Below are 24,807 nucleotides of genomic sequence, written 5' to 3' on the forward strand. Positions count from 1 at the left end.
AAAAAATAAATTTTATAGTTAATATACAACTAATTTATTACTTTCTTATTGCAAATATAAGATATTTTTTAGTAACACGTTGTCCCATTACTTACAAAAGTGACGACCGCTATATTATTTATTGACATACATCAAGCAGACTTCACGCCCGCTTGATGCATATCAAATTATAATAGCGATTATTCTTTGTCAATCTTGATCTTCAACTCTTCAAGTTGCTTAGGCTCAAGAGCTGAAGGAGCATCCAACATCACGTCGCGTCCACTGTTATTCTTCGGGAATGCGATACAGTCACGGATGCTGTCCAAGCCCGCAAGAATACTGACAAAACGATCCAAGCCAAAAGCAAGACCTGCGTGAGGTGGCGCACCATACTTGAAGGCATTCATCAAGAAGCCGAACTGAGCTTCAGCACGCTCGGGAGTGAAGCCCAACACCTCGAACATCTTCTCCTGGAGCTTCGTATCATGGATACGCAGACTACCACCGCCCACTTCGATGCCGTTGCAGACAAAGTCATATGCCTTGGCACGCACCTGCTCAGGATGAGCGTCGAGCAATGGGATGTCATCGGGATTTGGCATAGTGAAAGGATGGTGGGTTGCCATCAGGCGCTGCTCCTCATCGCTCCACTCAAAGAGTGGGAAGTCAATTATCCAAAGACATTTGAACACGTTCTTGTCACGAAGGCCAAGACGGTCGCCCATCAACAGACGCAGGCTGCAGAGTTGGACACGTGTCTTGTTGGCATTGCTGCCGGAAAGAATCAGTGCCAGGTCACCTGGCTTTGCTTCCATCTTATTCAAGACGCCCTGAAGCACTTCCTGAGAGTAGAACTTATCGACAGAACTCTTGATGGTTCCGTCGGCATTATATTTGATATACACCAGACCCTGAGCACCTACCTGAGGACGCTTGACAAAGTCGGTCAACTCATTGAGTTGCTTTCTGCTATAGTCTGCGCAGCCGGGCACACAGATACCACCGATATAGTTAGCCTCATTGAAAACTGAGAATTCACCCTTTCCTTTGAACTCATCCATCAGCTCAACGAACTCCATACCGAAGCGCAGATCCGGCTTATCAGAACCGAAACGGCGCATAGCCTCATGCCATGTCATTTGCTGCAAAGGCTTGGGAAGATCCACACCACGAATCTCCTTGAAGAGCATACGACACATCTCCTCAAACAAGTTGATGACATCGTCCTGGTCGACAAAGCTCATCTCGCAGTCTACCTGAGTGAACTCCGGCTGGCGGTCAGCACGAAGATCCTCGTCACGGAAACACTTGGCAATCTGGAAATATCTGTCAAAGCCTGCCACCATAAGCAACTGTTTCAAGGTCTGAGGACTCTGAGGCAATGCGTAGAACTGACCGGGATTCATACGGGAAGGAACAACGAAGTCGCGCGCTCCCTCAGGAGTAGAACCGATCAGCACTGGTGTCTCCACCTCGATAAACTTCTGATTGTCGAGGAAATTACGGATAAGAATAGTCATACGGTGACGCAACTCCAGATTGCGTCTGACCACGGAGCGGCGAAGATCCAAATAGCGATACTTCATTCTCAGCTCATCGCCACCATCCGTATTGTCCTCAATAGTGAAAGGCGGAGTGAGAGAAGGACTGAGAATATTGAGCTCATCGACAATGATCTCTATATCACCCGTTTCCATCTTGTCGTTCTTGCTCTGGCGCTCCTGTACCAAGCCCTTAGCCTGGATGCAATACTCACGTCCGAGCTTGTTTGCCTGCTCGCACAGCTCTTTATCTGCGGCCTCGTTGAACACCAACTGTGTGATGCCGTAACGGTCACGCAAGTCGACAAAAGTCATACCTCCCATCTTACGAGTGCGTTGCACCCATCCGGCAAGCGTAACCTTCTTGCCGACATCAGAGATGCGCAACTCACCACATGTATTTGTTCTATACATTGCTATTATAGATTGAATATTATATGAATGCAAAGTTAGTAATTTATTCTATAACTACAAAACGCATCCCCCTCTTTTTTCATGGGACTTTTACCCATAACTTTCTAAAAATAAGAAGAAAAAAGGTAGCCGGTTGAGGCTACCTTCATTATAAAGAGTTGCGAAATGATTCTATTATCCCTGCACCTGTTTGATCATCTCATCGACATCAACCAGATTCTGCTCGCCTGTAACCATATTCTTCAGTGTCACCTTGCCTGCTTCAATCTCGTTGTCACCGGCCAAAGCCACGAAGTCGATATGCTTTGCATTGGCATAGGACATCTGCTTCTTCATCTTGACAACATCAGGATAGATCTCTGTACGGATGCCGGCAGCGCGAGCCTTGGAAATGATCGGCAGGCAATACTCGGTTTCTTTCTCTCCAAAGTTGATGAAGAGCAACTGAGTGGAACGGACAGCATCCTTGGGATACAGATCGAGTGCATTCAGGACATCATAGATACGGTCAGCACCGAACGAGATGCCTACGCCGGAGAGACCGGGCATACCGAAGATTCCCGTAAGGTTGTCATAACGGCCGCCACCGGTGATCGAGCCCATCGGCGTGTCCAGAGCTTTCACCTCAAAGATAGCACCGGTATAGTAGTTGAGGCCACGGGCAAGTGTCAGATCAAGTTGTACCTCATTCTTCAGTCCTACATTCTTGAGGGCGTTAAGGATGAACGATGTCTCTTCCACACCTTTCAATCCTGTCTCTGAATCCTTCAAGACGTCAGCGATCACTTTCAACTTATCCTCATTGGAGCCTGTCAAAGCGATCACCGGCTGCAACTTCTGAATAGCCTCTTCCGAGATACCATTCTCGCGCAGCTCGTCGTTGACCTTTTCAAGTCCAATCTTATCCAACTTATCAATGGCCACTGTGATGTCCACAATCTTGTCAGCCTCGCCGATGACCTCTGCCAAACCAGAGAGGATTTTACGGTTGTTGATTTTGATCTGCACTCTGATGCCGAAGCGCTGGAACACCGTGTCGACGATCTGCATGAGCTCCACCTCGTTGAGCAAAGAGTCGGAGCCGACGACATCAGCATCACACTGATAGAACTCGCGGTATCTGCCCTTCTGAGGACGGTCAGCACGCCACACCGGCTGAATCTGATAACGCTTAAATGGCAACTGCAACTCGTTGCGATGCATCACCACATAGCGCGCGAAAGGCACGGTAAGGTCATAGCGCAAGCCCTTCTCACACAGTTTTGACTGCAAATGAAGGACATTGCGCTCACGCAGTTCCTCATCAGAGACGTCCTTGAGATAATCGCCTGAGTTCAAGACCTTGAACAAGAGCTTGTCACCTTCGTCACCGTATTTGCCCATCAGCGTGTGGAGGGTCTCCATAGCTGGGGTCTCTATCTGTTGGAAGCCATACAATGCGTAAACTTCCTTAATGGTATTGAATATATAGTTTCTCTTTGCCATCTCCTCAGGGCCAAAGTCTCTGGTACCCTTTGGGATGGATGGTTTCGTATTTGCCATACTACTTTTTTATCAATGGGATTTATTTTCTTACAATGGTCTGATCACGGTCCGGACCGATGGAGATGATGCCGATACGTGTCTCCAGCTCATCCTCCAGGAACTTGATGTAGTCTGCGAAAGCCTTCGGGAACTGATCCTCAGAAGTGAACTTCGTCATATCTGTTTTCCATCCTGGCAGCTCCTTATAGACTGGCTCCACGTTGTCGATCTCATAGGGGAAGTCACGTGTCACAGTTCCATCGGGCAATTTATAAGCGACACAGGCCTTGATCGTATCGAAGCCGTCCAAGACATCGCTCTTCATCATGATCAATTCCGTCACGCCGTCAACCATGATACTATAGCGGAGCTGTACGAGATCGATCCATCCGCAACGGCGCTCACGTCCTGTCACAGCACCATACTCATGGCCAAGATCTCTGATCTTCTTACCTGTCTCGTCGAAGAGTTCAGTTGGGAAAGGACCAGCACCCACGCGTGTGCAATAGGCTTTCATGATGCCATAGACATTGCCAATCTTGTTGGGGCCGATGCCCAATCCCGTGCAGGCTCCGGCACAGATGGTATTGCTGGATGTGACAAAGGGATAGCTGCCAAAGTCTACATCAAGCATAGTACCCTGAGCACCTTCACAAAGAATGCTCTTGCTGTCTCTCAGCAACTTATTCACCTCATGCTCACTGTCGACGATATGGAACCGGCGAAGATACTCCACACCTTCCATCCATTTCTTCTCTACCTCGTCGAAGCCTTCGAAGTCTGTCCAGCCTAAGGCTTTCAGCATCTTCATGTGGCGCTCTTTGTGAGCAGCATATTTCTGGTCAAAATTCTCAAGGATATCGCCCACACGCAAGCCATTGCGGCTGACCTTGTCGGTATACGTCGGTCCAATGCCTTTTCCGGTCGTCCCTACTTTGTTCTTGCCTTTAGCAGCCTCAATAGCGCGGTCCAAAATTCTATGGGTAGGCATAATCAGATGTGCTTTCTTGGAAATGTGGAGTCTGGAAGTCAGCTCATGCCCACTCTTTTCAAGGTCTTTCGCCTCGTCCATAAACAAATCAGGAGCCAGGACTACACCATTACCGATGATGTTGACCTTATCACCCTGGAAGATACCGGACGGAATGCTGCGAAGCACATATTTCTGACCCTCAAACTCCAAGGTATGACCAGCATTGGGGCCTCCCTGGAAACGGGCTACTACATCGTACCGCGGCGTAAGAACGTCGACAACCTTTCCTTTACCTTCGTCGCCCCACTGAAGACCCAGCAGAACATCTACTTTACCTGTATTCATATGCCTAGATTTATAGTTTCTCTTTTAAATGTCTCTATATAATAATGTGAACCGTATGTCGCATGACATCGTCAGTAAACTCTCGGACCGAAGATTGCAGTTCCGACACGTACGAGCGTGGAGCGGCATTGAATCGCAACCTTATAATCATGGCTCATTCCCCACGACCGCTCGCAGAAAGAGTCATCATCACTGAAATACTGCTTCTTCACTTCATCAAAGAAGTCAGCCGCAGCGCTCATCTCACGAGCGATCTGCTCCTGGTCATCCACATTGCTGGCCATCATCATCAAGCCACTGATATGCACATGGGTCAATGTTCTCCACTCACCATTGCTCAGCAATTCACGGCAGGCATCGAGTGTCAGTCCAGTCTTTGCCTCTTCCTCCGCAATATGCAGTTCCAGGAGTACATTGATAACACGATCACTTTTCGCAGCCTGCTTATTGATTTCTTTCATCAGTTTCATCGAATCGACCGACTCGATCATACTGATAAATGGTGCTATGTATTTGACTTTGTTGGTCTGGAGATGACCGATGAAGTGCCATTGAATGTCTTTGGGCAGTTGTGCATACTTCTTGACCAGTTCCTGTTCATGACTTTCTCCAAAGATACGCTGGCCAGCCTGATAAGCTGCTTCAATGTATTCATTGGGATGAAACTTGCTGACAGCTACCAGCCTTGTGTCTTTTGGCAATTCAGCCAGGACTTTTTTCAAATTCGATGCAACATCAATGTCCATTACTCACCCTCCTTCACCTTGTTGTCGTCTGCCGATGTGTTTTCTCTTTCGTATTCAGGTTTATCGTCTTCTTCTTTCTTTTTCTTGTTAGGATCCAAATCATGAACAAAAACATCCATGGTAGGGGTCTCGTTGATAGCGCTGATGACATAGTCAATCATCGTACCACCCATCACCTCTTCCACATACTTGACGGCTGTTGGTAAAGACCCAGCCTGTATAAGATAGTTGACATTAGACCGCTTCTCCTTCTGTGTTTTCTCGTCGATGGTGATGAATTGGAGCTTAGCTTTATACCACTTATCATCAGCATTGAGATCGCTGAAGAATATCTCATGATAAGGAGCCGGCTTGATGCCGGTGATCTTGTAGTCTCCACTGATATAAGTCTGCATTTCCTCAATCAGAGCTTTCTCAGCCTCTGTAAAACTCAGTGCGTCTACGACATACTGTTCTGTGACAGGTTTTTGTCCACCGTCCTCTTGTGTCTTGTCGTAGCGTATTTTTGTCTCAAACCAATCAGAAGTTCTTGATTTCATATAATATTTCGTTTACTTTTTGTTTTCTAACATTTTATCCGCGTTTCCCTTGAAGAGATTATCCAGTGCTCGATAGGTATAAGCAGCACGGTCATTGATCGTAAGGTTGTTGTTGAGCCTCGACCGCAGATCAACGAGCTTGGAAACAGCATCCTGATAGTTCTCCGGCGTTATCCTGTCGCACATCTTGTTGGCCAATGTGTTGTCGAAGCCAAAATATCTCACGAGCATATTGGCGAACTGCTTCTTCTGCATGTCGGTGACATCTTTGAGTTGCTGATTCAACCGATTCTTCGGTCTGTAAATTTTAAAAACCAGTTCATCAGGCTCTCCGCCACGCTGTCCATGGTTATAACGTTTGCTATAATCGAAGTAGCAATCACAGAAGCCGTTTTCTGCCAAAGATTCCAGTTCTGCCTTAGCAGGTTCAAGAACACGCCGGGTAAAATCACTGAATTTCTTGTAGTTGCTTTCCAAACGAAGCATCTTTCGAAAGTCTATGGTCTTGATGATGGTGCCACCTTTGTCGAGCCAACTCTCAATAAACATGTAAATGCGCTGGGTATACCGGTTTTTGCAGGCAAACACAATCTGCTTGCCCAAACGATGATAGCCCAAGTCAAGAGATACCAGTCGCTTAGCAACGGTACGGTCGATCTTCAACACAGCGTATTTCTCATAGATACCTTCATCCTCCGGAATGTAGACATCGCAGAGGTTGGTAACCTTTTGATAATGACGGCCGTCGGCTGTTTTATAAGGAATCTCCACAGGAATTGCTGCCAGCATCTTCAAGCTCTGGCGCAATTGAGGATAGTGATTGGGATCCACGCCAAGCGTCTTGAAGAGCGTCTTGATCTCCAAGCGACCATCATTGTCGAGCTCTGCGTCAGAGAATATTTCCGGTTGCAGACGCTCTTTGTTGAGCATCTTATGCAACTTCGACTGCATATACTCGACAATCGTGACGAGGATACGTATCTGTATGAGGGAATAATCGTGACGCATCATCGTCACGGCGATAGGCTGGAGAAGCCAGGTCTCTTCCTCTATGGGTATGAGATCAGTGGGTATGTTGCGTTTGATATCACGCTTCTTACCCTTTCCGAAATCACGGTTACGCGTCGTCTTACGCCGTGTTTCCACGTTATCTGTCTGTACACTGGTCATTTCTGGTGCCATATCACTGCTGGTTTCGGAGACTTAATCCGAAACATTTGGCTACAAAGATATAACTAATTTTTGACTTCACCAAACGTGTGGATATAAATCTTTTGAAGTAGAGACCGTTCTATTCAAAATTCAGATGCTCCAACCGCTGTTTGAGCAACTCTGCTTCAGACTTTCTGATGCCCAAGACGATGGTGCAGTCGATGTTGAAATCCTGCTCGACGATGTCTGCTTTCATATCCTTCACCACCTTCATCACACCATTCATCATGGGATACGTGAAATGGAACTCCACCTTCTCCTTCACCAGACGTGTGACGACGGAGCAGTGGGCAATGGCATCGGCAGCTGCTGTGCGATAGGCCACGATCAATCCTCCTGTTCCCAAATTCACGCCGCCATAGTATCTGACCACACAGATAAGAATATCCGTAAGATCATTTGAGACGATCTGTCCCATGATCGGCTTACCGGCTGTCGACGAAGGCTCGCCGTCGTCATTGGCTCGCACCTGCACCTGATCGCCCACTCCTATCTGATAAGCATAGCAGCAATGGCGGGCATCATAATATTTCTTGCGATAACTGTCGATGATCTGCTTGGCCTCATCGACAGATTCTACATGATGTGCAAAGGCGAGGAACTTACTACGCTTCTCGGTATAGTAGCCCTCGCCCGTGTTTTCTATCGTTTTATATTCGTCGTTCATTCAAATGAATTATTGAAACCGTATTAGTCCAGACGATGGATCACCAGTCCGGAACGCAGTTTGGGTTCAAACCATGTGGCCTTTGGAGGCATGATGTTTCCGGTATCAGCGATGTTCATGATTTGCTTCATGGAAACCGGATAAAGTGCTAACGCCCAACGCATTTCACCACTGTCCACACGCCGCTTCAGCTCTTCCAATCCTCTGAGTCCACCCACGAAGTCGATGCGTTTGTCGCTCCGCAGGTCTTTGATGCCCATGAGCTTGTCGAGAATCAGGCGGCTGGAGATGTCGACATCGAGCGACTTGATCGGGTCATTGTCGTCATAAGCCTGCGGCCTGGCAACAAGACTATACCAATGCTTGTCGAGATAGAGCGAGAACTCATGGATATGCTGTGGCTTGTAGATAGCCTCACCCTTGTCCTCTACTTCAAAGTCCTCACTGAGTTTCTTGAGGAATTCTTCCGGCGTCAAACCGTTAAGGTCCTTAACCACACGGTTGTAGTCGAGTATCGTCAGCTGACTTGCAGGGAAGCAGACTGCCATGAAATAGTTGTATTCCTCTTTTCCAGTATGGTGAGGATTCTGCTTTGCCTTCTCGGCACCCACCAATGCGGCAGCCGCTGAGCGGTGATGTCCGTCAGCGATATACAGATGGGGCATCTTGGCGAACTCAGCCGTTATCGTGTTGATGTCTTGTTGGTCGTTGATGATCCAGAATTGATGACGGAAGCCATCATCAGGTGCTACAAAGTCATAAACGGGTTTCGTTGCCGCATAGCGCTGGAGGAGAGCAGTCAGGACTTCATCGTCGGGATAAGCAAAGAAGACTGGCTCCATGTTGGCATTGCATACTCTGACATGCTTCATGCGGTCCTCTTCCTTGTCGCGACGAGTGAGCTCATGTTTTTTGATGACGCCAGTGAGGTAATCATCGACGGAAGCAGCGACAACCAGACCATACTGTGTCTTGCCGTTCATCGTTTGAGCATAGATGTAGTAATGTTCTTTCTCATCCTGAACCAGCCAATGCTTGTCCTGAAATGCTTTGAAATGCTCAGCGGCACTGGTGTAGACACGAGGGTCATATTCCGACGTACCCGGCTCGAAATTGATCTCCGGTTTGATGATGTGATAGAGTGACATCTCGTTGTCACCGGCCTCTTTTCTTGCTTCCTCCGATGAGAGCACATCATAAGGCCGTGATGCCACTTTCTCTACCAAGTCCTGCGGTGGGCGTATGCCACGAAAAGGTTTGACTAATGCCATAGTAATAGACTTTAAATGTTAGCTATATATATAAGGTGTAAGAAAAGACAACGCTTCCTACCTCGCCGACCACGGCGAAGCAGGAAGCAATGTCCACAAGGTATTACTTATTTACTTGGAATTTTGTGCAGCCGTCTTTAAAGAAGGCACCGATCTGCTTTGCGGCAGCGATACCAGCGTTGATGTTGGCCTCGGCAGTCTGTGCACCCATCTTCTTAGGTGTAGAGAAATATCTGCCTTCAAACTTCTTGAATGCCTCATCAGCGTCCGGCTTGATATCTGTAATGTACTTCAAGTCCTCACGCTCTGCCAGCAACTTCAGAAGTCCTTCCTCGTCAATCACCTCCTTGCGTGCGGTGTTCAAGAGGATGCCACCTTTCTTCATCTGATTCACGACATCGTAGTTGATGCTGTTCTTTGTCTCCGGCGTAGCAGGGATATGCAGGCTGACCACATCGCAGGTCTTGAAGAGATCGTCGCGGCTGTCCACAGCATGCACCCCACTCTGCTCGATGACATCCTTCGGGCAATACTCGTCGTAAGCATAGATATCCATATCGAAGCCCTTGGCGATGCGGGCTACATTGCGGCCGACATTTCCGAAGGCCAGAATACCCAGCTTCTTGCCTTTCAGCTCAGAACCGGACTTGCCATTGAAGAAGTTACGGACGGTGAAGACAAGCAGACCGAAGACCAGTTCGGCCACGGCGTTGGAGTTCTGACCGGGAGTATTCTCAACGACCACACCTTTTTCCTTGGCATAAGCCGTGTCGATAGAGTCATAACCGGCACCGGCTCTGACAACGATCTTCAAGTTCTTGGCAGCGTCGAGCACCTCCTTATCGACTTTGTCGGAACGGACAATCATAGCGTCAACATCAGCTACTGCGTCGAGCAGTTGCTGCTTCTCCTGATATTTCTCAAGGAGCACGATCTCATGTCCCTCTTCTTGGGCCACCTTTTTAATGCCCTCCACTGCTGCGGCAGCAAAAGGCTTCTCTGTTGCAACTAATATTTTCATGTCGATAGTTTTTAAGATTAATGCTGTGCTTCGAAGTCCTTCATGCACTCTACAAGCGCGTTGACACCCTCAAGTGTCTGAGCATTGTAGCAGCTTGCACGGAAGCCACCTACAGAGCGGTGGCCCTTGATGCCTACCATACCACGCTCTGTTGCGAAATCAAGGAACGGCTTCTCCAGATCCTTGTACTCATCGTTCATCACGAAGCAGAGGTTCATCACCGAACGGTCCTCTACGGCAACAGTTCCCTTGAAGAGTTTGTTGCGGTCGATCTCGTCGTAGACAATGCGGGCACGCTCCTGGGCACGTTTGTCCATCTCCTTGACGCCACCATGAGCTTTCACCCAGCGCATGGTCTCAAGCACAGAGTAGATAGGCACTACTGGCGGAGTGTTGAACATAGAGCCCTTGCTCACATGGGTATTGTAGTCGATCATCGTCGGCAACTCACGTGGAGCACGTCCGAGCTTGTCGTCCTTCAGAATGACACAGGTGACACCTGCCATACCCATATTCTTCTGGCATCCGGCATAGATAGCGTCATATTTTGACACATCGACAGGACGGCTGAGAATATCAGAGCTCATATCAGCGATCAGAGGCACCGGAGAATCTATGTCCTCGCGCAGCTCTGTACCGAAGATGGTATTGTTCGTTGTGATGTGCAGATAGTCGAGGTCTGCTGGAATTGTGAAGTTCTTGGGCAGATGGCAATAGTTATCATCAGCAGAAGAAGCCACTTCAACAGTCTCACCGAAGTGCTTAGCCTCTTTCATAGCCTTTTTAGCCCATGTACCTGTATTGACGTATCCAGCCTTCTTGATGAGGAAATTTGCCGGGATCTGCATAAACTGAAGCGAGGCACCACCACCAAGGAAGATCACTGAATAACCTTCGGGGATATCGAGCAACTCTTTGATCAGAGCTACTGTCTCATCGACCACTGGCTGGAAGTCCTTAGCACGATGGCTGATTTCCATCAAAGAGAGTCCGGAGCCATTGAAGTCCAGAATCTGCTTAGCAGTGTTCTCTATGACCTCACGGGGCAACATCGAGGGACCCGCATTAAAGTTGTACTTCTTCATTTCCACTTGTTTTTAGTTAATACTTCGAGGTTATTGTACTCTCATGCAAACTTACGAATTATTTTTCAAATCAGCAAATTTTTTGGCAACTATTTATTACTATCGAGATTTCTAATATCAATATGATACATATTTTGAATAAGTATAGAATATGTATAACATAGCAATCACAAGATTACCTTCCTTTCCGCCAAAGCCATTACACCTTATTATATATATAGCAATGGCAGAATTTCGTATATGACAGGCGCTTTTAGTAACAAGAAAAACTATAGATGCCATTTATATCTCCGCTTCGCCCGCTCCGGCATGGTGGAAAAGCCAGAAGAGCCCCCTTTTTTTGCAACTTCTCTATATTGATACCACCGTGCACGGATGTGTCGTACATAGTCTACCGTCTCAAATCCACGCATATACCCATATCTCACAACTGAATTCGTGTAGTAAGCCGGTGAACTTAATTTGAGAATATAAGGCTCAACCTCTCCCCAACGGTGCGGATCACGACCATCACGACATGCTAAAGCCATGGCGTCCCTCACATGAAAATGACCGCCATTGTAGCTGGCCAGCACAAAATAGATTCGCTCTGATGCTGGCACATCTCTGAAAAATCCGCTGAGTTCCTGAATGTATTTGACAGCGCAGGCAATATTGGCTTCCGGATCATAGAGTTTATCACGCGGCAAACCTACATGATCAGCCGTTGACGGCATAATCTGCATCAGTCCACAAGCACCTGCCCATGAATGGGCTTTTGGGTCAAAGGTAGACTCCTGATAGCATTGAGCAGCCAACAGACGCCAGTCCCATCTTGCCAAAGGAGCATATCGCTGGAACAAATGATCATAGCAAGATATAACACCACCAGCCCGATTGAGCATAGGAGCATAGACATGGCGCCTGATACTGGCCGTAGACAGCAAGAATTGTTCCTCGCGCTTAATTTTGTTTATCATATCCGGATGATACCAACTATTAAGAGCTTGCGCCAAATCTTGTCCGTCTTTTCTGACGATCCAGGAAGTATGGTGCAGTTTGTCAGTGACGCCCGCATATAACAGTCTGTTCCATTTCTTAGGCAACAACACGGCAGCGAGGTCCCCCTCTCCTTTTTGCATCCGCTGAACAAGCTCTGTAGTATCTTTGCAAACCTCTACTCGCAATGACACACCTAACTTATCCGCAAAGTTCTGACAAAGCAGATATTGTGTACCCATCCCATGTCCATGATAATCATAGTACGATTCAGGCCCTGATACCGTGAGCATAATCAACTCTCCATTCATCTGAATATCATCCAAACTGAGAGAACTCTCTTGTGGTAAAGAATCCTCCCCCATCGTAGTACCCCATGGCGTCATCTCTGGCTTTCTGGATTGCTGCTGACAAGCAGACAAGAATACGAGCAGGCAACACGCATAAATATAAATGTTTCTTACCGTCATCATAAATTTCATCACAAAAGTAGCATTTTTATTGCACATTTGCTTGGAATTTGCTAAATTTGCATGATATTTTTAGGAAAATTAGAATTATAACATTCAAAATAGAAGGAAACAGCATGTTAAGAATAGCAGTACAGTCAAAAGGTCGTCTCTATGAGGACACTATGAATTTGCTGAAAGAAGCTGATATCAAAGTCAGCGAAAGTAAGCGGACTCTTCTCGTTCAAAGCACCAATTTTCCATTGGAGGTTCTATTCCTTCGTGATGACGACATTCCACAGAGCGTTGCAAGCGGTGTGGCAGATATTGGCGTCGTAGGCGAGAATGAGTTTGAAGAGCGTCAAGAAGACGCACATATCATTCGTCCGTTGGGCTTCTCTAAGTGCCGGCTGTCTCTTGCTATCCCCAAAGCCATTGATTATACGGGCATTTCATGGTTCAATGGAAAAAAGATAGCCACATCCTATCCGGGTATTCTTCGTCGCTTTATGAATAAAAACAATATCAAAGCTGACATCCATGTCATTACCGGATCTGTAGAGATCAGCCCAGGCATCGGTTTGGCAGATGCTATCTTCGACATTGTCAGTTCCGGTTCCACGCTCGTCCATAACAATCTGAAAGAGGTGGAAGTGGTTATGAAGAGCGAGGCAGTATTGATCGGCAATTGGAAGATGGACGACGAGAAGCGCAAGATATTGAATGAACTGCTCTTCCGTTTTGAGGCTGTTCAGATCGCACGAGACAAAAAATACGTGATGATGAACGCGCCAAAAGATAAGGTGGCGGACATCACGAAGGTACTGCCCGGCATCAAAAGTCCTACTATCATTCCTCTTTCCGACCCCGAATGGTGCGCTATTCACACAGTATTAGACGAAGCCCGCTTTTGGGAAATCATCGGCAAACTCAAGGAGCTGGGTGCTCAGGGCATCTTGGTTTCCCCTATTGAAAAAATGATCCTCTAAGGATCTAAGACTAAGATCTGATAATTTCGAAGAAAGGTTGAGAAATGAATATTATTAAATATCCCTCAATAGAGACATGGCCAGAATTGGTCAAGCGCCCTCATTTAGATGTTTCACAGCTGAATGTCACGGTAAAGCGTGTGCTCGACGATGTCAGACAGCAAGGCGATGAAGCTGTAAAAAAATATGAGCAGAAGTTTGACCATGCCGTTTTGACCTCATTAGCTGTCAGTGAGGAAGAAATTGACGAGGCAATGACATTGGTACCCACAGAGCTGCTCGATTCTTTAAAACTTGCGCATGAGAACATCTATAAATTTCATTGCGCACAAAAATTTAAAGGTATATCGTTGGAGACATCCAAGGGGGTAGAGTGCTGGCAGAAAAGTGTACCCATTCAGAAAGTAGGATTGTACATTCCCGGTGGCACCGCCCCTCTGTTCTCAACCGTATTAATGTTGGCTACTCCGGCGAAGATTGCCGGCTGCGACGAGATCGTGCTCTGTACGCCCCCAAACAAAGAAGGGAAAGTGAATCCAGCCATTTTAGCAGCTGCCAAGATTGCTGGAGTCAGTCGCATTTTCAAAGTTGGTGGTGTTCAGGCTATCGGTGCTATGGCTTATGGCACAGAGAGTGTACCAAAGGTTTATAAGATCTTTGGTCCTGGCAACCAATACGTGATGGCTGCTAAGCAGCAAGTGAGTCTCCACGAGGTGGCTATCGACATGCCTGCAGGCCCCAGCGAAGTATGTGTCATCGCTGACAGCAAGAGTAATCCTGTTTTCGTAGCTGCAGATTTGTTGTCTCAGGCAGAACATGGCATCGACTCTCAAGTTTTACTAATCACCGACTCTGAGCAGATGCTTGAGAAAGTAAGGGCGGAAGTTACGAATCAGTTGGAGCGCCTCCCAAGAAAAGAAATTGCAGCAAAGTCTTTGGACAATTCCAAACTTGTGCTCGTCCACGATCTTGATGAGGCTATGGAACTCAGTAACGCCTACGCTCCAGAGCATCTGATTCTTACCACCGAGAATTATGACGAGTTAGTTGTAAAAGTAATCAACGCCGGTAGTGTCTTTCTCGGTAAATGGTCTTGTGAAAGTGCCGGAGACTATGCCAGCGGCACTAATCACACACTCCCCACGCATCAGTATGCCTTGGCATACAATGGCGTGAATCTCGACAGCTACATGCGTAAGATCACCTTCCAGCATCTCTCCAAAGAGGGAATCAATAGCATCGGAAGAGCAGTGGTCTGCATGGCTGAGAATGAGCAACTTGAAGCCCATGCCAACGCGATGAGACTAAGAATGCAAAGCCAAGAGCAACAGTAGTAAAGTAACTTATCCATGCTTTCGCAAGTTGACAACAAACAGCAAGGTATGTACCGAATAAATGATATCAAAACGGAAAATGATGAGCAAAAGATCTTTGAATGATTTGGTAAGACCCAACATCGCCAAGTTGGCTCCATATAGTTCTGCACGTAATGAATACTCGGGCCACGAAGCTCACGTCTTTCTCGATGCCAATGAGAATCCCTACAACAGCCCCTACAACCGCTATCCCGATCCATTACAAACGGATTTGAAGGCTGAACTCTCGAAGATCAAGAATATACCCGCCGCCAATATATTTCTCGGCAATGGTTCTGATGAGGCAATAGACCTTGTCTACCGCGTGTTTTGCCGGCCGCAGACAGACAATGTGGTAGCAATAGAGCCTACCTATGGCATGTATAAGGTCTGTGCCGACATCAACGATGTTGAATATCGTCCTGTACTCTTAGATGAGCACTATCAGATGAATGTCGACGCAATCCTCGCTGCTTGCGACGACCACACAAAGGTGATTTGGATCTGCTCTCCCAACAATCCTACCGGCAACAACATGTCAACGCAAGGGATTACATCTGTTCTGGAGCACTTCGATGGCATCATTGTCATCGATGAGGCTTACTCCGACTTCTCCTCCGCCCCGCTCTTTCGACATGTTGTGGCAAATTATCCTCATTTAATCGTGCTCAACACCATGAGCAAAGCTTGGGGGTGTGCTGCCATTCGGCTGGGCATGGCTTTTGCAAGTGAGAAGATTATCGATCTGTTCAACAAAGTAAAATACCCCTACAATATCAACTTACTTACTCAGCGTCATGCCTTAGAAGCCTTGAAAAATCGCACTGAGGTGGAAAAATGGGTAAAGCTATTACTCGAGGAGCGCCCTAAGTTGATAGCAGCTTTTCGCGAGTTGCCCATCTGTCAAATTGTCTATCCGACAGATGCTAACTTCTTTTTAGCCAAGATGAAGGATGCTCAGTCTATCTATAATTATCTTGTAGAGAAAGGTATCATCGTCAGAAACCGCACCCGCGTTAAACTCTGCAAAGACTGTCTGCGTGTGACCGTTGGTACTAAGAAAGAAAATGCAGAACTCCTCGCTGCACTCCGGCAATATCAAAAATGATCTTTAGGCGTTCTCACCTTACTATAAGCATATTTAATTAGAATTGCAGGGAAACCAAGTAATTAGTTAATGGTGGAGATGGTGGAGAACTATATAACCTTGGCAGTACAGACTTAAGCGTGGACTTTCTGTGATTTTTTATAGTTTTTTTGTCTCAGACGACTTATAATTCGATATTTTTATGTAAGTTTGCAACATAATAAACTTGTAATTTCTTATATGAGTAAAACTGTCAACCCTACAGAATATCGACAGCAACTGCGTCAACGCATAATTGCAATAGCAACACATGAGTTTGAAAGCAAGGGCATCAAGTCTGTTAAGATGGACGACATTGCCCAAATACTGTCTGTTTCGAAGCGCACCGTATATGAGATTTTTGACAATAAAGCAGACCTCGTATTAGAATGTGTCAGGCATGATTTAGATATCACTGATAAGGAAATCGAAGATTTTGCTAAGAGCCCAGGGCACAATGTTATCGACATTATGTTGTATTTCTACGAGCTTAAAATGAATAGAATGTCGAGAATCGTACCCACATATTTCATTGAATTGGAGAAATACCCTCAGGTTATTAAGCTTTTCAAAGAGCGAAAAATGCAGAGACAAATGAAGTCCTCTTCTTTTTTTGCCAATGGCATCAAGCAGGGCTTCTTTTTAGCAGGGATTAATTATGAGCTGATTGAAAAAATAGCCGATATCTCAATCCGAGAGGCAATGACACAGCAACTTTACCTACAATATGATTTGAAAGATATTTTTAGCAATCTCATCATGGTATTCATGCGTGGGCTTTGTACCTCTAAAGGAATTGAAGAACTGGAGAAGTCTGAAAGGGCGAAATAATGATGCATAGTATAAGAACCGCATTGTGCGAGAATGCAAGTTAAAATACTATTTTGGGTGAGCTATGTAGTCATATAGTACTTGAGTAATAGCTTTTCCATTCTGTTCATACTCAGATGACAATCCCTTGGACTTAACGATGGCACTGCGGTCATAATCATATATTATAGAGCCTCGGCTGTCAATCAGTCCAAATCCGTTATTCATCATAAAAAAAGCATAATGAGGCGCTCTTGTATCGAATAGGTCTTTGCTAAAGGGAAACATACTGTGATTATAACCCAACTGACTCAGCAAGGTGGCCGTAATATCCTGCTGTGATCCATAGATATCACTTACCATCTTTGTGGAGGACAAAACGCCACCTGTCCAAAGCATCGGAACATGAAAGCGACAAAACGAGAAGTTATCGATATCGCGGGGCCATGCTCCAAGATGATCAGGAATCAATACTACCAAACTATGAGACCAAAATTTTGTCTTCTTGAGCCAATCTACAAATTGTCCAATGCTGTTGTCACTATAAGCAAAGGCATTGAGTCTTTTGTCTTTCAGTCGATGAAAAGGAACATCGAAAGGCTCATGTGAACTCGATGTCTGGATGACGCGGAACATGGGGCTTACGCTTTTATTCGTACAGAGGTCTTTCTCTACACGTTGAAATACCAAATGGTCAGGTACCCCCCACTTGCTAAGCCTGTCACTCACCGGGAAATCATGTGCTTCTGTAATGTTCATAAAGCCCTGATTGACCAGAAACGAGCGCATGTTAGTGAAGTCGGCATCGCCTCCATAATAGTAATGTGTCGCATATCCATGCTTAACCAGCTCAGTCGTCAAAGAGGGCATATGGGCGGTTTTACGTGGAAACTTCATCAAACTCACTTTGGAAGGAGCAGGAATCCCTAATAAATTCGATACAAGCCCTCGATCGGTACGGAAGCTGTTGGCATAAAAGTTGGAGAACCATATACCTTCCTTCTTGATTTTGTTGAGCATTGGGGTGACATGAGGCACATGCATGATTGTGTCGGAGAAACTCTCCATAATGATCAAATAGATGTCTGGCTGAACCAAGTCCTTACGAATGAGCCGTTGGCGGATCGAGTCTGACATTTTCTGTGGACTATTTAGCCTTTGGAAACGTCGGTGAGCCAATTGATCATCCATTAATCGATATTCCCTTGAAAAATCAGTTTGGTGAAACGCACTTTCCATAAATGAAAAAAGTGGATTAACAGCAGCATGGTTCAATTCCTGAGTGGATGAGAAATAGGCTTGACCAGTGTTCATCGTAGCCACACTGATACCACCTCGAATCGGCAAAAAAAGCATTACTGTGAGCAGAACAAGTGCAAGGTTATGTCTCCATGAGGTTGCCTCTTGCCACATATTTCTATGGAAAAGATGGGTAAAGAGACTAAAAATAAGCCAAGTAAGCAGGCAGACCATTAGAAATGCTTCTATCAACTGCCACCATTCTACGCTCGCCATTGCAGCCCTCGGTGATGAAGTGATAAAAAATATAGGAGTGTAATCTAAAGGGAAGCGCCAATAATCATATAAAAATAAATTGGAGACAAACGCCAAAGAGTAACAGGCCGCGGCGACAACAAAGTAAACCTTCAGGAGCAGCGTGGACACTTTGAGAACACTCCTACGATGGAAGCGGTTAATGGATAAGCTACATAATAAAACGAGCAACGCCGGAAACACTGTAAGATACCCTGCCATGCTCAAGTCCAATGGAATGCCATGCCAAACAACGGCTACTAAATGGCTTATACCACCGTAAGCCAATAAAAAAACGGGCTTCTGCAATATAAAAAGCAGAACCCATAATAGAAAGACAGTAATAAGTAGAACTATTTTTTTTTCTGATTTCATCGATGATCGTTTTTAGGCCATAATGTCGTCTGTCCTGATTTTGTTAGTTCAAACCATGGCTCTGAATCTCGAAGTGAAATGTCGTCATATTCAAATGGCACGACAATTGTATCGTTACCATCAGGCAACACCAAGCCCATCTTACCATTTTTCTCTGCTATAATGGGCATAGCGGTCATATCATCTACATATACATATGGAGTACGTAGAAAATCATAGAGAGCATTTAACAAGATATTACCTTCGTGATCTTTAATTCCAAATTTTCCATCTTTTTCAAAAATCTGATGGTAGCGAATATATTTTTCTTTCATTCGCTTAATATAGAATTTCAAAGTACTCTCATCTGAAAGCATACTGAAAAAATAGGGATAGGAATCGCAATAGTTAGCTATAGATCTGGCTAATAGCATACGCCAGTCAAGAGACGCAACAACTTTACGATTTAGATCAATATAACGGGCTATAGCTTCCTCTCGCCCAGGGATGTCGAGTTGATGCAGACGTAATTCAAATTTTTCCATCATAGCCAAAGACCCATGCATCGCCTTAATATAGCGATGAATTTGACGTCCCATCTCCGCACAGAAAAATTTGTCTATCTGGCGCACTTCTATTTCATCTCTAAAGATTCCTTCCATAGTTGTATCTGTTTGAATACACTCCCACTCATATGAAAGATTTCATCTGAGACTGGGAAATTTTATTTCGATTGCAAATGTACAAATATTATTTTAAAAACAACAAAGAAAGTCCAATTTTTCTTTTCTCTTGCTTGCTCAACGCAAGACTACTATTGATAGCGAATTGGTGCCGGAAATGCCATTTTATCTTGAACACAGACACTTAAGAGGCTCTGAAAATCGATTGCATGCCATAAAGCCCTTCCTCTGATCCAATTTTTATGGAAATCAGCAGCTATTCAGCGAATACATTTCTATTCCTAACTTAAGTAACCGACTATAAAGCAACAAAAACAAGTATAAAATTGAGGAACTCCAGAACCATTAGGTTAGATTTTGGTGCAAATACATTCTTTGAATTGCATTCCATAATAGGGACTATGAAGAAACATAAGCAGATGCAATTTGAGACAATCCGAGCACAGTTTTGTGCTACGGATTGCCCAGTCACATCTATCGCAGAATAGCTACATTAAGAAAGTTTTTAGTTATATTCGCTCAATTACCATTTTTTTTGTGTAAGTTTGCAGAAACAAAACATCTAAAGATAAACAGCTATGATGAAGGCAACAGAACAGACGATGCAGCAACTTGACCGTTTCTTCCACAAGGTGGCTGAGAAGTTCCCATCGCAATGCGACAATGCAATATTGACCGATATCCACGTCCGCACCAATCAAGAGACTGGTGAGCTTACTGCTTTTGACGATGACGATCAAGAGATAACAAGGTGTGTGGTAGAACAATGGATCAATCAGAAAGACGAGGATTTTTATGACAGTATCACCCTCATTCTCCGGCGCTACTTAAAGAAGAACCATTGTTTCGTAGAGTCGATGGGTATTTTGAAGCCATATAGTGTCGTATTGGAAAATGAAGACAAAGAGCATATAGCTGAACTTTTTGTGGCTGATGATGACACGGTAATTGTCGGTGGAGATATCATGAAAGGTCTTGATGAAGACCTGAACGCTTTCTTTAAGGAATTAATGAAAGACACCAAATGAAATTAAGCATTATCATACCCGTTTATCAGACGCGAGACACGCTGAAGAGATGCGTTGACAGCATTTTGACACAAGATTTTCGTGACTGGCAGATGATCCTTGTTGACGATGCGTCAACAGATGGAAGCGCGAAGATATGTGAGAGCTATGCTAAAAAAGAGGGACGCATACAGCATGTAAGACTGAAGCGCAACAGTGGACTGAGTGCTGCACGCAATGCTGGACTTGCAAAGGCCAAAGGCGACTATATCATGTTTGTGGACAGTGATGACTATTTAGCTCCTGACACTTTAAAGGAGCTGATGGAGCAACTTTCCATCCATCCTGATTATGACATGTTGGAGTTCCCACTTTATCGCCATTTCGGTTCCCCGCGGCAGACGCGTGTCACTTTCACTCGTCGTGAGTTCACCTTCAACGCCGTTTATTGGTTAGAGACTAAAGCCTGGCAACACACCTATGTCTGGAATAAAGTTTATAAACGTGAAGTGTGGCAAGATGTGAAATTTCCGGAAGGCAGAACCTTTGAGGATACCTTTACCTTGCCTCAAGTGCTGCGTCACTGTCGCCGCGTGGCCACAACTGATGTGGGACTTTACTACTATACATTCAACCCCAATGGCATCACTCAGCAAGCTGGAGCCAAGGATCTTAACAGTCTTCTTGATGGCAATCTGATCATGCTTCGGCGAATGTCTACAGACAAAAGAGCAAAACAAAAAGTCAAAGAGTATGACCGGCTGATGGCCGAATACTATGCAGATGTGCTGAATATCCAACTGGATGTCTTCCGCGCTACAGGTAAAGTCCGTCCAGACTTTCCGATTCTGCCTTATCACAACACTCTAAAATTGAAAGTTCTGCATTTGCTGGGACTTGCAACTCTTTGTAAAATACATAAGTTAGTATGCCGAAGCCACTCGTCAGTTTCATTGTGACAACATATAATCTCCCTGTAACGCTATTGGATGAATGTCTGAACAGCATTCTGTCCTTATCGCTCAGTGAGGAAGAAAGAGAGATTATACTCATTGATGACGGATCAGAGAGGTCACCCATTGACTTTTTGTCTAAGAGAGACGACCTCATATATATACGTCAAGCCAATCAGGGACTTTCTGTCGCCCGGAATAATGGCTTGCAATGGGCAAAGGGCGAATATATCCAATTTGTCGATGGAGATGACTATTTAGTGACTGCACCATACGAACATTGTCTTGACTTTGTGCGTTACGAACGGCCTGACATGGTGTTTTTCCACATGACATCCAGCAACTGTGCTGATACTGCTTTTTCTGCGCCACAGCCAGTGAGTGGATGTGAATATATGACGGAAAAGAATATAAGAGCGGCCGCGTGGGGATACATTTTCCGAAAAGACGTATTGGGAGACTTGAAGTTTACATCTGGCATTTATCATGAAGACGAAGAGTTTACTCCGCAACTGTTACTACGCAGCAAACGTGTTTTCGACACCAATGCACCGGCTTATTACTATCGTCAGCGAAAAGGATCCATTACACACAATACTGACAAAAAGATCATCGACAAAAGACTAGAAGACATTCTTCAAGTAATTGTACGCCTTAAATGCTTAGTGAGCCAATCGCCGGTAGAGAGCAAAATAGCCTTGGAACGTCGCGTGGCTCAGCTTACGATGGACTATCTCTATCAAATCATCGTGCAAACGCAAAGCAGACAGAGACTGGACGCTGCTATCGACATCTTGCAGAAAATGGAGCTCTACCCCCTACCCGACCGTCAATATACTCGCAAATACACTTTGTTTCGAAAGCTGATAAGTTCTCATTGGGGAAGACAGTTACTTGTGAGAGGCTTAAAAGTAAAACGATAAGATGAAGATTCTTCTGATAGGTGAATACAGCAATGTCCATAACACATTGGCAGAGGGGCTGAGAAAACTTGGTCACAAGGTGGTAGTAGCCAGCAACGGTGACTTTTGGAAGAACTATCCGAGAGACATCGACTTCAGTCGTAACCCTGGATTTGCTGGTACTTTGCGTTTTGCAGCCCAACTTATTACCGCGCTGCCTCATCTGAGAGGGTATGATGTGGTGCAAATCATCAATCCAATGTTCCTGGAGCTCAAGGCTGAGAAAATATTACCCATCTACCGTTATCTGCGGCGAAACAACGGGAAAGTTGTGATGGGTGCTTATGGAATGGATTACTATTGGGTGCATGAGAATGTCACAAAAATGCCGTTGAGATACAGCGACTTCAACATTGGTGACCACCTGCGCACTGACGATGATGCCATGAAGGAAAGAGCAGACTGGCTTAACACTCCTAAAGGACGTTTCAACCAATACGTTGCTCAAGATTGTGATGCTATAGTCGCGGGGCTCTATGAGTATTGGGCATGCTATCAGCCTCTGTTTCCTCAAAAGACGGTTTTCATTCCGTATCCTATCAAGCAGAATAGACAAGAAAATGACGTCGACAGCCAGACGCATCTGCCCTTGAAGATTTTCATTGGTATATCAAAAAACAGAAGCGCCTATAAGGGAACAGATATCATGTTGGATGCAGCCAAGAAGCTCCAGCAAAAATATCCCAAGCAAGTCTCTCTGTCGGTCGCCAGCGGTGTGCCTTTCAAACAATATACATTGATGATGAACGAAGCAGATGTAATCCTTGACCAGCTCTATAGCTATACTCCAGCCATGAATGCCCTTGAGGCGATGTCGCGCGGAATTATCTGTGTCGGAGGCGGGGAACCGGAAAACTACGAAATCCTTGGTGAAGACAGTCTGCGGCCAATCGTCAATGTAGAGCCGAACGAAGACAGCGTCTTTAACGCCTTGGAACAACTCGTTGAACATCCTGAAATGATACCTGTTCTTAAGAAACAGAGTATTATATATATAAGGAAGCATCACGACTACATAGATGTAGCCAAGAGATACGAGAAGCTTTACCGTAAATTGATAGGAAATTCAAAAGAATAGTCTATGGCACATATCATCAAATATAAATGTGAGGCCTGCGGTTACGAAGCAGATGTCTACGAAGGCCGTGGATTCATGGGACAACATATAGAAATGATCACTTGTCCTGATTGCAACACAGTCCAACCTTTGGTTGTGGGTGGTGTCATCGCAGACTCTGCACCTTCCTTTACGTCCTTGGCGGGCAGGCTGTGTCTCAATTGTGGAAGCAGTCATATCAAGCCTTGGGACAAGAAAACATGCCCTAAATGTGGAAAAACAATGCATCCAACAGATAACATTAAGTTTTGGACATAAATTATTTACTGATTTTGTTTGCTTATTAGGAATTTAATGTTACTTTTGCACCATATAACATCAAAGACCATGAAAGACAAAAAAGCAATTACTGTTAAGACATTATCCAAGAGTAATGTTTGGGATTTGCAGGAGAACGACATTTTCCGCCTTTTGGAGGCTGTCGAGAAAGATGCCGAACTCAAAGAGAATATGCGCCATTATACCGACATTATCAAGACTGCTTTTGATATGGAGGAGATAAAAGTGGATAAGCCCGAGATCATTAAGAAGTATGAGGACCGCGGCTTTAAGGTCGCTCAGATCGGTAAGCCCGAAGATGGTCGTCCAAAGCTTGCTATCAAGAAGCGACCGATCCTGAGAGTGACAGATCTGACCTACGAGAATATCCGTCATATCTCTGCTGCTAAGCTCATCGAAGTCTTGGAACGTAACTTCGGTGGCGGATGGGAGTCTCTGTCACAGAGCATACAGGACATCATCGAGAGCGGATTTGACATCTCTACCACCACTCTTCCCAAAGATCGCCTGCATAAGGCGGGTGGACTTTATGAGAAGAAAGTCAGTGATGGATTCGAAGTGTTGGAAATCCCAAAAGGACTTTGGGTAGAAGCCATCTTTGCGAAAGAGAAGCCCGAGGCCGTTGCAACACCTGTCTATCTTGCTGATGAAGATAGCGAGAAGGATGAGGACGACAGCGAAGATTCGGATAATGCTGAAGGAGAGGATGAGGATGTTGATGATGATAACTTCAAGCAGGACGATGATGACGATGATGCTTTCGATGATGAAAAACTCACCGAAGAGAGCTATCGCACAACATACGAGACAAGTCCCGACGAACTTAACCTCGAAGCTGAGGATATCAGTGAAGATGAAGATTATTAAAAGCGCAGCATAAGAGTCCTTTGAT

General features: G+C 45.3%; 23 protein-coding genes. 10 read left to right on the plus strand and 13 right to left on the minus strand.

What is annotated here, in order from left to right:
* Nucleotides 1-179: 179 nt before the first annotated feature.
* From aspS to NG346_RS14510, 11 genes are all read right to left on the minus strand, one after another.
* The gene (gene aspS / locus NG346_RS05100; protein ID WP_262279623.1) at nt 180-1,937 is read right to left on the minus strand and encodes an aspartate--tRNA ligase; all 1,758 of its coding nucleotides are present in this window, start codon (nt 1,935-1,937) and stop codon (nt 180-182) included.
* Between the two features lie 174 nt (nt 1,938-2,111).
* Nucleotides 2,112-3,479 carry a histidine--tRNA ligase gene (gene hisS, locus NG346_RS05105; protein ID WP_262288411.1) on the minus strand — a complete coding sequence of 456 codons (1,368 nt, stop codon included), beginning with the start codon at nt 3,477-3,479 and terminating at the stop codon, nt 2,112-2,114.
* Between the two features lie 22 nt (nt 3,480-3,501).
* Nucleotides 3,502-4,779 (minus strand): adenylosuccinate synthase, encoded by a 1,278-nt coding sequence (locus tag NG346_RS05110; RefSeq protein ID WP_262288412.1) that lies wholly within the window; start codon nt 4,777-4,779, stop codon nt 3,502-3,504.
* Nucleotides 4,780-4,850: 71 nt separating this feature from the next.
* Nucleotides 4,851-5,525: a YggS family pyridoxal phosphate-dependent enzyme gene (locus NG346_RS05115; RefSeq protein ID WP_262279620.1), complete on the minus strand. Its 675-nt coding sequence runs from the start codon at nt 5,523-5,525 to the stop codon at nt 4,851-4,853.
* On the minus strand, nt 5,525-6,064 hold the full coding sequence (locus tag NG346_RS05120; protein ID WP_262279619.1) for a DUF4494 domain-containing protein: 540 nt from the start codon (nt 6,062-6,064) through the stop codon (nt 5,525-5,527). The genes NG346_RS05115 and NG346_RS05120 overlap by 1 nt, the downstream gene beginning before the upstream one ends.
* A gap of 12 nt (nt 6,065-6,076) precedes the next feature.
* Entirely contained in the window at nt 6,077-7,246 is a 1,170-nt protein-coding gene (locus tag NG346_RS05125; RefSeq protein ID WP_262279618.1) for a RepB family plasmid replication initiator protein, read from the minus strand.
* Between the two features lie 109 nt (nt 7,247-7,355).
* Nucleotides 7,356-7,943, minus strand: a complete 588-nt coding sequence (locus NG346_RS05130; RefSeq protein ID WP_262279617.1) for an IMPACT family protein — start codon at nt 7,941-7,943, stop codon at nt 7,356-7,358.
* Nucleotides 7,944-7,966: 23 nt separating this feature from the next.
* Nucleotides 7,967-9,214: a DUF1015 domain-containing protein gene (locus tag NG346_RS05135; RefSeq protein WP_262279616.1), complete on the minus strand. Its 1,248-nt coding sequence runs from the start codon at nt 9,212-9,214 to the stop codon at nt 7,967-7,969.
* A 103-nt stretch (nt 9,215-9,317) separates the two neighbouring features.
* Nucleotides 9,318-10,235: an NAD(P)-dependent oxidoreductase gene (locus NG346_RS05140; RefSeq protein WP_262279615.1), complete on the minus strand. Its 918-nt coding sequence runs from the start codon at nt 10,233-10,235 to the stop codon at nt 9,318-9,320.
* Nucleotides 10,236-10,252: 17 nt separating this feature from the next.
* On the minus strand, nt 10,253-11,320 hold the full coding sequence (serC, locus tag NG346_RS05145; RefSeq protein WP_262279614.1) for a 3-phosphoserine/phosphohydroxythreonine transaminase: 1,068 nt from the start codon (nt 11,318-11,320) through the stop codon (nt 10,253-10,255).
* Between the two features lie 269 nt (nt 11,321-11,589).
* Nucleotides 11,590-12,768 (minus strand): MltF family protein, encoded by a 1,179-nt coding sequence (locus NG346_RS14510; protein ID WP_283255649.1) that lies wholly within the window; start codon nt 12,766-12,768, stop codon nt 11,590-11,592.
* A 116-nt stretch (nt 12,769-12,884) separates the two neighbouring features.
* On the opposite strand from NG346_RS14510, the gene hisG reads away from it, so the two are divergent.
* The 4 genes from hisG (at nt 12,885) to NG346_RS05170 (ending at nt 17,048) form a co-directional block, all read left to right on the plus strand.
* On the plus strand, nt 12,885-13,736 hold the full coding sequence (gene hisG, locus NG346_RS05155; protein ID WP_262279613.1) for an ATP phosphoribosyltransferase: 852 nt from the start codon (nt 12,885-12,887) through the stop codon (nt 13,734-13,736).
* A gap of 44 nt (nt 13,737-13,780) precedes the next feature.
* Nucleotides 13,781-15,070, plus strand: coding sequence for a histidinol dehydrogenase (gene hisD / locus NG346_RS05160; protein ID WP_262279612.1), 1,290 nt, complete (start codon nt 13,781-13,783; stop codon nt 15,068-15,070).
* A gap of 79 nt (nt 15,071-15,149) precedes the next feature.
* Complete coding sequence (hisC, locus tag NG346_RS05165; protein WP_262279611.1) at nt 15,150-16,199, plus strand: histidinol-phosphate transaminase; 1,050 nt, start codon at nt 15,150-15,152, stop codon at nt 16,197-16,199.
* 219 nt (nt 16,200-16,418) lie between these two features.
* A complete protein-coding gene (locus NG346_RS05170; protein ID WP_262279610.1) occupies nt 16,419-17,048 on the plus strand; it encodes a TetR/AcrR family transcriptional regulator in 630 nt (209 codons plus the stop codon).
* Between the two features lie 48 nt (nt 17,049-17,096).
* Here the strand turns inward: NG346_RS05170 and NG346_RS05175 are convergent, their stop codons facing one another.
* Both NG346_RS05175 and NG346_RS05180 read right to left on the minus strand, forming a co-directional pair.
* Nucleotides 17,097-18,935 carry an LTA synthase family protein gene (locus NG346_RS05175; protein ID WP_262279609.1) on the minus strand — a complete coding sequence of 613 codons (1,839 nt, stop codon included), beginning with the start codon at nt 18,933-18,935 and terminating at the stop codon, nt 17,097-17,099.
* The gene (locus NG346_RS05180) at nt 18,932-19,576 is read right to left on the minus strand and encodes a hypothetical protein (protein ID WP_262279608.1); all 645 of its coding nucleotides are present in this window, start codon (nt 19,574-19,576) and stop codon (nt 18,932-18,934) included. The genes NG346_RS05175 and NG346_RS05180 overlap by 4 nt, the downstream gene beginning before the upstream one ends.
* A gap of 602 nt (nt 19,577-20,178) precedes the next feature.
* Between NG346_RS05180 and NG346_RS05185 the strand changes: the two genes are divergently transcribed.
* The 6 genes from NG346_RS05185 (at nt 20,179) to NG346_RS05210 (ending at nt 24,782) form a co-directional block, all read left to right on the plus strand.
* Complete coding sequence (locus tag NG346_RS05185) at nt 20,179-20,625, plus strand: hypothetical protein (RefSeq protein ID WP_262279665.1); 447 nt, start codon at nt 20,179-20,181, stop codon at nt 20,623-20,625.
* Nucleotides 20,622-21,563 (plus strand): glycosyltransferase family 2 protein, encoded by a 942-nt coding sequence (locus tag NG346_RS05190; RefSeq protein WP_262279607.1) that lies wholly within the window; start codon nt 20,622-20,624, stop codon nt 21,561-21,563. The genes NG346_RS05185 and NG346_RS05190 overlap by 4 nt, the downstream gene beginning before the upstream one ends.
* On the plus strand, nt 21,533-22,480 hold the full coding sequence (locus tag NG346_RS05195; RefSeq protein ID WP_262288413.1) for a glycosyltransferase family 2 protein: 948 nt from the start codon (nt 21,533-21,535) through the stop codon (nt 22,478-22,480). Before NG346_RS05190 ends, NG346_RS05195 begins: the two co-directional genes overlap by 31 nt.
* A 1-nt stretch (nt 22,481) precedes the next feature.
* Nucleotides 22,482-23,597, plus strand: coding sequence for a glycosyltransferase family protein (locus NG346_RS05200; protein ID WP_262279605.1), 1,116 nt, complete (start codon nt 22,482-22,484; stop codon nt 23,595-23,597).
* Nucleotides 23,598-23,600: 3 nt separating this feature from the next.
* Complete coding sequence (locus NG346_RS05205; protein ID WP_262279604.1) at nt 23,601-23,894, plus strand: hypothetical protein; 294 nt, start codon at nt 23,601-23,603, stop codon at nt 23,892-23,894.
* A gap of 69 nt (nt 23,895-23,963) precedes the next feature.
* On the plus strand, nt 23,964-24,782 hold the full coding sequence (locus NG346_RS05210; RefSeq protein WP_262279603.1) for a hypothetical protein: 819 nt from the start codon (nt 23,964-23,966) through the stop codon (nt 24,780-24,782).
* The last annotated feature ends 25 nt before the right edge of the window (nt 24,783-24,807 follow it).

Origin of the sequence: Hallella absiana (assembly GCF_025457485.1) — a bacterium.
GTDB classification, from domain to species: Bacteria; Bacteroidota; Bacteroidia; order Bacteroidales; family Bacteroidaceae; genus Prevotella; species Prevotella absiana.

Excerpts from the sequence above, each read along its gene's own strand:
- aspS (WP_262279623.1), bottom strand. The coding sequence starts at position 1,937 with ATGTATAGAACAAATACATGTGGTGAGTTGCGCATCTCTGATGTCGGC.
- hisS (WP_262288411.1), bottom strand. The coding sequence starts at position 3,479 with ATGGCAAATACGAAACCATCCATCCCAAAGGGTACCAGAGACTTTGGC.
- NG346_RS05110 (WP_262288412.1), bottom strand. The coding sequence starts at position 4,779 with ATGAATACAGGTAAAGTAGATGTTCTGCTGGGTCTTCAGTGGGGCGAC.
- NG346_RS05115 (WP_262279620.1), bottom strand. The coding sequence starts at position 5,525 with ATGGACATTGATGTTGCATCGAATTTGAAAAAAGTCCTGGCTGAATTG.
- NG346_RS05120 (WP_262279619.1), bottom strand. The coding sequence starts at position 6,064 with ATGAAATCAAGAACTTCTGATTGGTTTGAGACAAAAATACGCTACGAC.
- NG346_RS05125 (WP_262279618.1), bottom strand. The coding sequence starts at position 7,246 with ATGGCACCAGAAATGACCAGTGTACAGACAGATAACGTGGAAACACGG.
- NG346_RS05130 (WP_262279617.1), bottom strand. The coding sequence starts at position 7,943 with ATGAACGACGAATATAAAACGATAGAAAACACGGGCGAGGGCTACTAT.
- NG346_RS05135 (WP_262279616.1), bottom strand. The coding sequence starts at position 9,214 with ATGGCATTAGTCAAACCTTTTCGTGGCATACGCCCACCGCAGGACTTG.
- NG346_RS05140 (WP_262279615.1), bottom strand. The coding sequence starts at position 10,235 with ATGAAAATATTAGTTGCAACAGAGAAGCCTTTTGCTGCCGCAGCAGTG.
- serC (WP_262279614.1), bottom strand. The coding sequence starts at position 11,320 with ATGAAGAAGTACAACTTTAATGCGGGTCCCTCGATGTTGCCCCGTGAG.
- NG346_RS14510 (WP_283255649.1), bottom strand. The coding sequence starts at position 12,768 with ATGACGGTAAGAAACATTTATATTTATGCGTGTTGCCTGCTCGTATTC.
- hisG (WP_262279613.1), top strand. The coding sequence starts at position 12,885 with ATGTTAAGAATAGCAGTACAGTCAAAAGGTCGTCTCTATGAGGACACT.
- hisD (WP_262279612.1), top strand. The coding sequence starts at position 13,781 with ATGAATATTATTAAATATCCCTCAATAGAGACATGGCCAGAATTGGTC.
- hisC (WP_262279611.1), top strand. The coding sequence starts at position 15,150 with ATGATGAGCAAAAGATCTTTGAATGATTTGGTAAGACCCAACATCGCC.
- NG346_RS05170 (WP_262279610.1), top strand. The coding sequence starts at position 16,419 with ATGAGTAAAACTGTCAACCCTACAGAATATCGACAGCAACTGCGTCAA.
- NG346_RS05175 (WP_262279609.1), bottom strand. The coding sequence starts at position 18,935 with ATGAAATCAGAAAAAAAAATAGTTCTACTTATTACTGTCTTTCTATTA.
- NG346_RS05180 (WP_262279608.1), bottom strand. The coding sequence starts at position 19,576 with ATGGAAGGAATCTTTAGAGATGAAATAGAAGTGCGCCAGATAGACAAA.
- NG346_RS05185 (WP_262279665.1), top strand. The coding sequence starts at position 20,179 with ATGAAGGCAACAGAACAGACGATGCAGCAACTTGACCGTTTCTTCCAC.
- NG346_RS05190 (WP_262279607.1), top strand. The coding sequence starts at position 20,622 with ATGAAATTAAGCATTATCATACCCGTTTATCAGACGCGAGACACGCTG.
- NG346_RS05195 (WP_262288413.1), top strand. The coding sequence starts at position 21,533 with ATGCCGAAGCCACTCGTCAGTTTCATTGTGACAACATATAATCTCCCT.
- NG346_RS05200 (WP_262279605.1), top strand. The coding sequence starts at position 22,482 with ATGAAGATTCTTCTGATAGGTGAATACAGCAATGTCCATAACACATTG.
- NG346_RS05205 (WP_262279604.1), top strand. The coding sequence starts at position 23,601 with ATGGCACATATCATCAAATATAAATGTGAGGCCTGCGGTTACGAAGCA.
- NG346_RS05210 (WP_262279603.1), top strand. The coding sequence starts at position 23,964 with ATGAAAGACAAAAAAGCAATTACTGTTAAGACATTATCCAAGAGTAAT.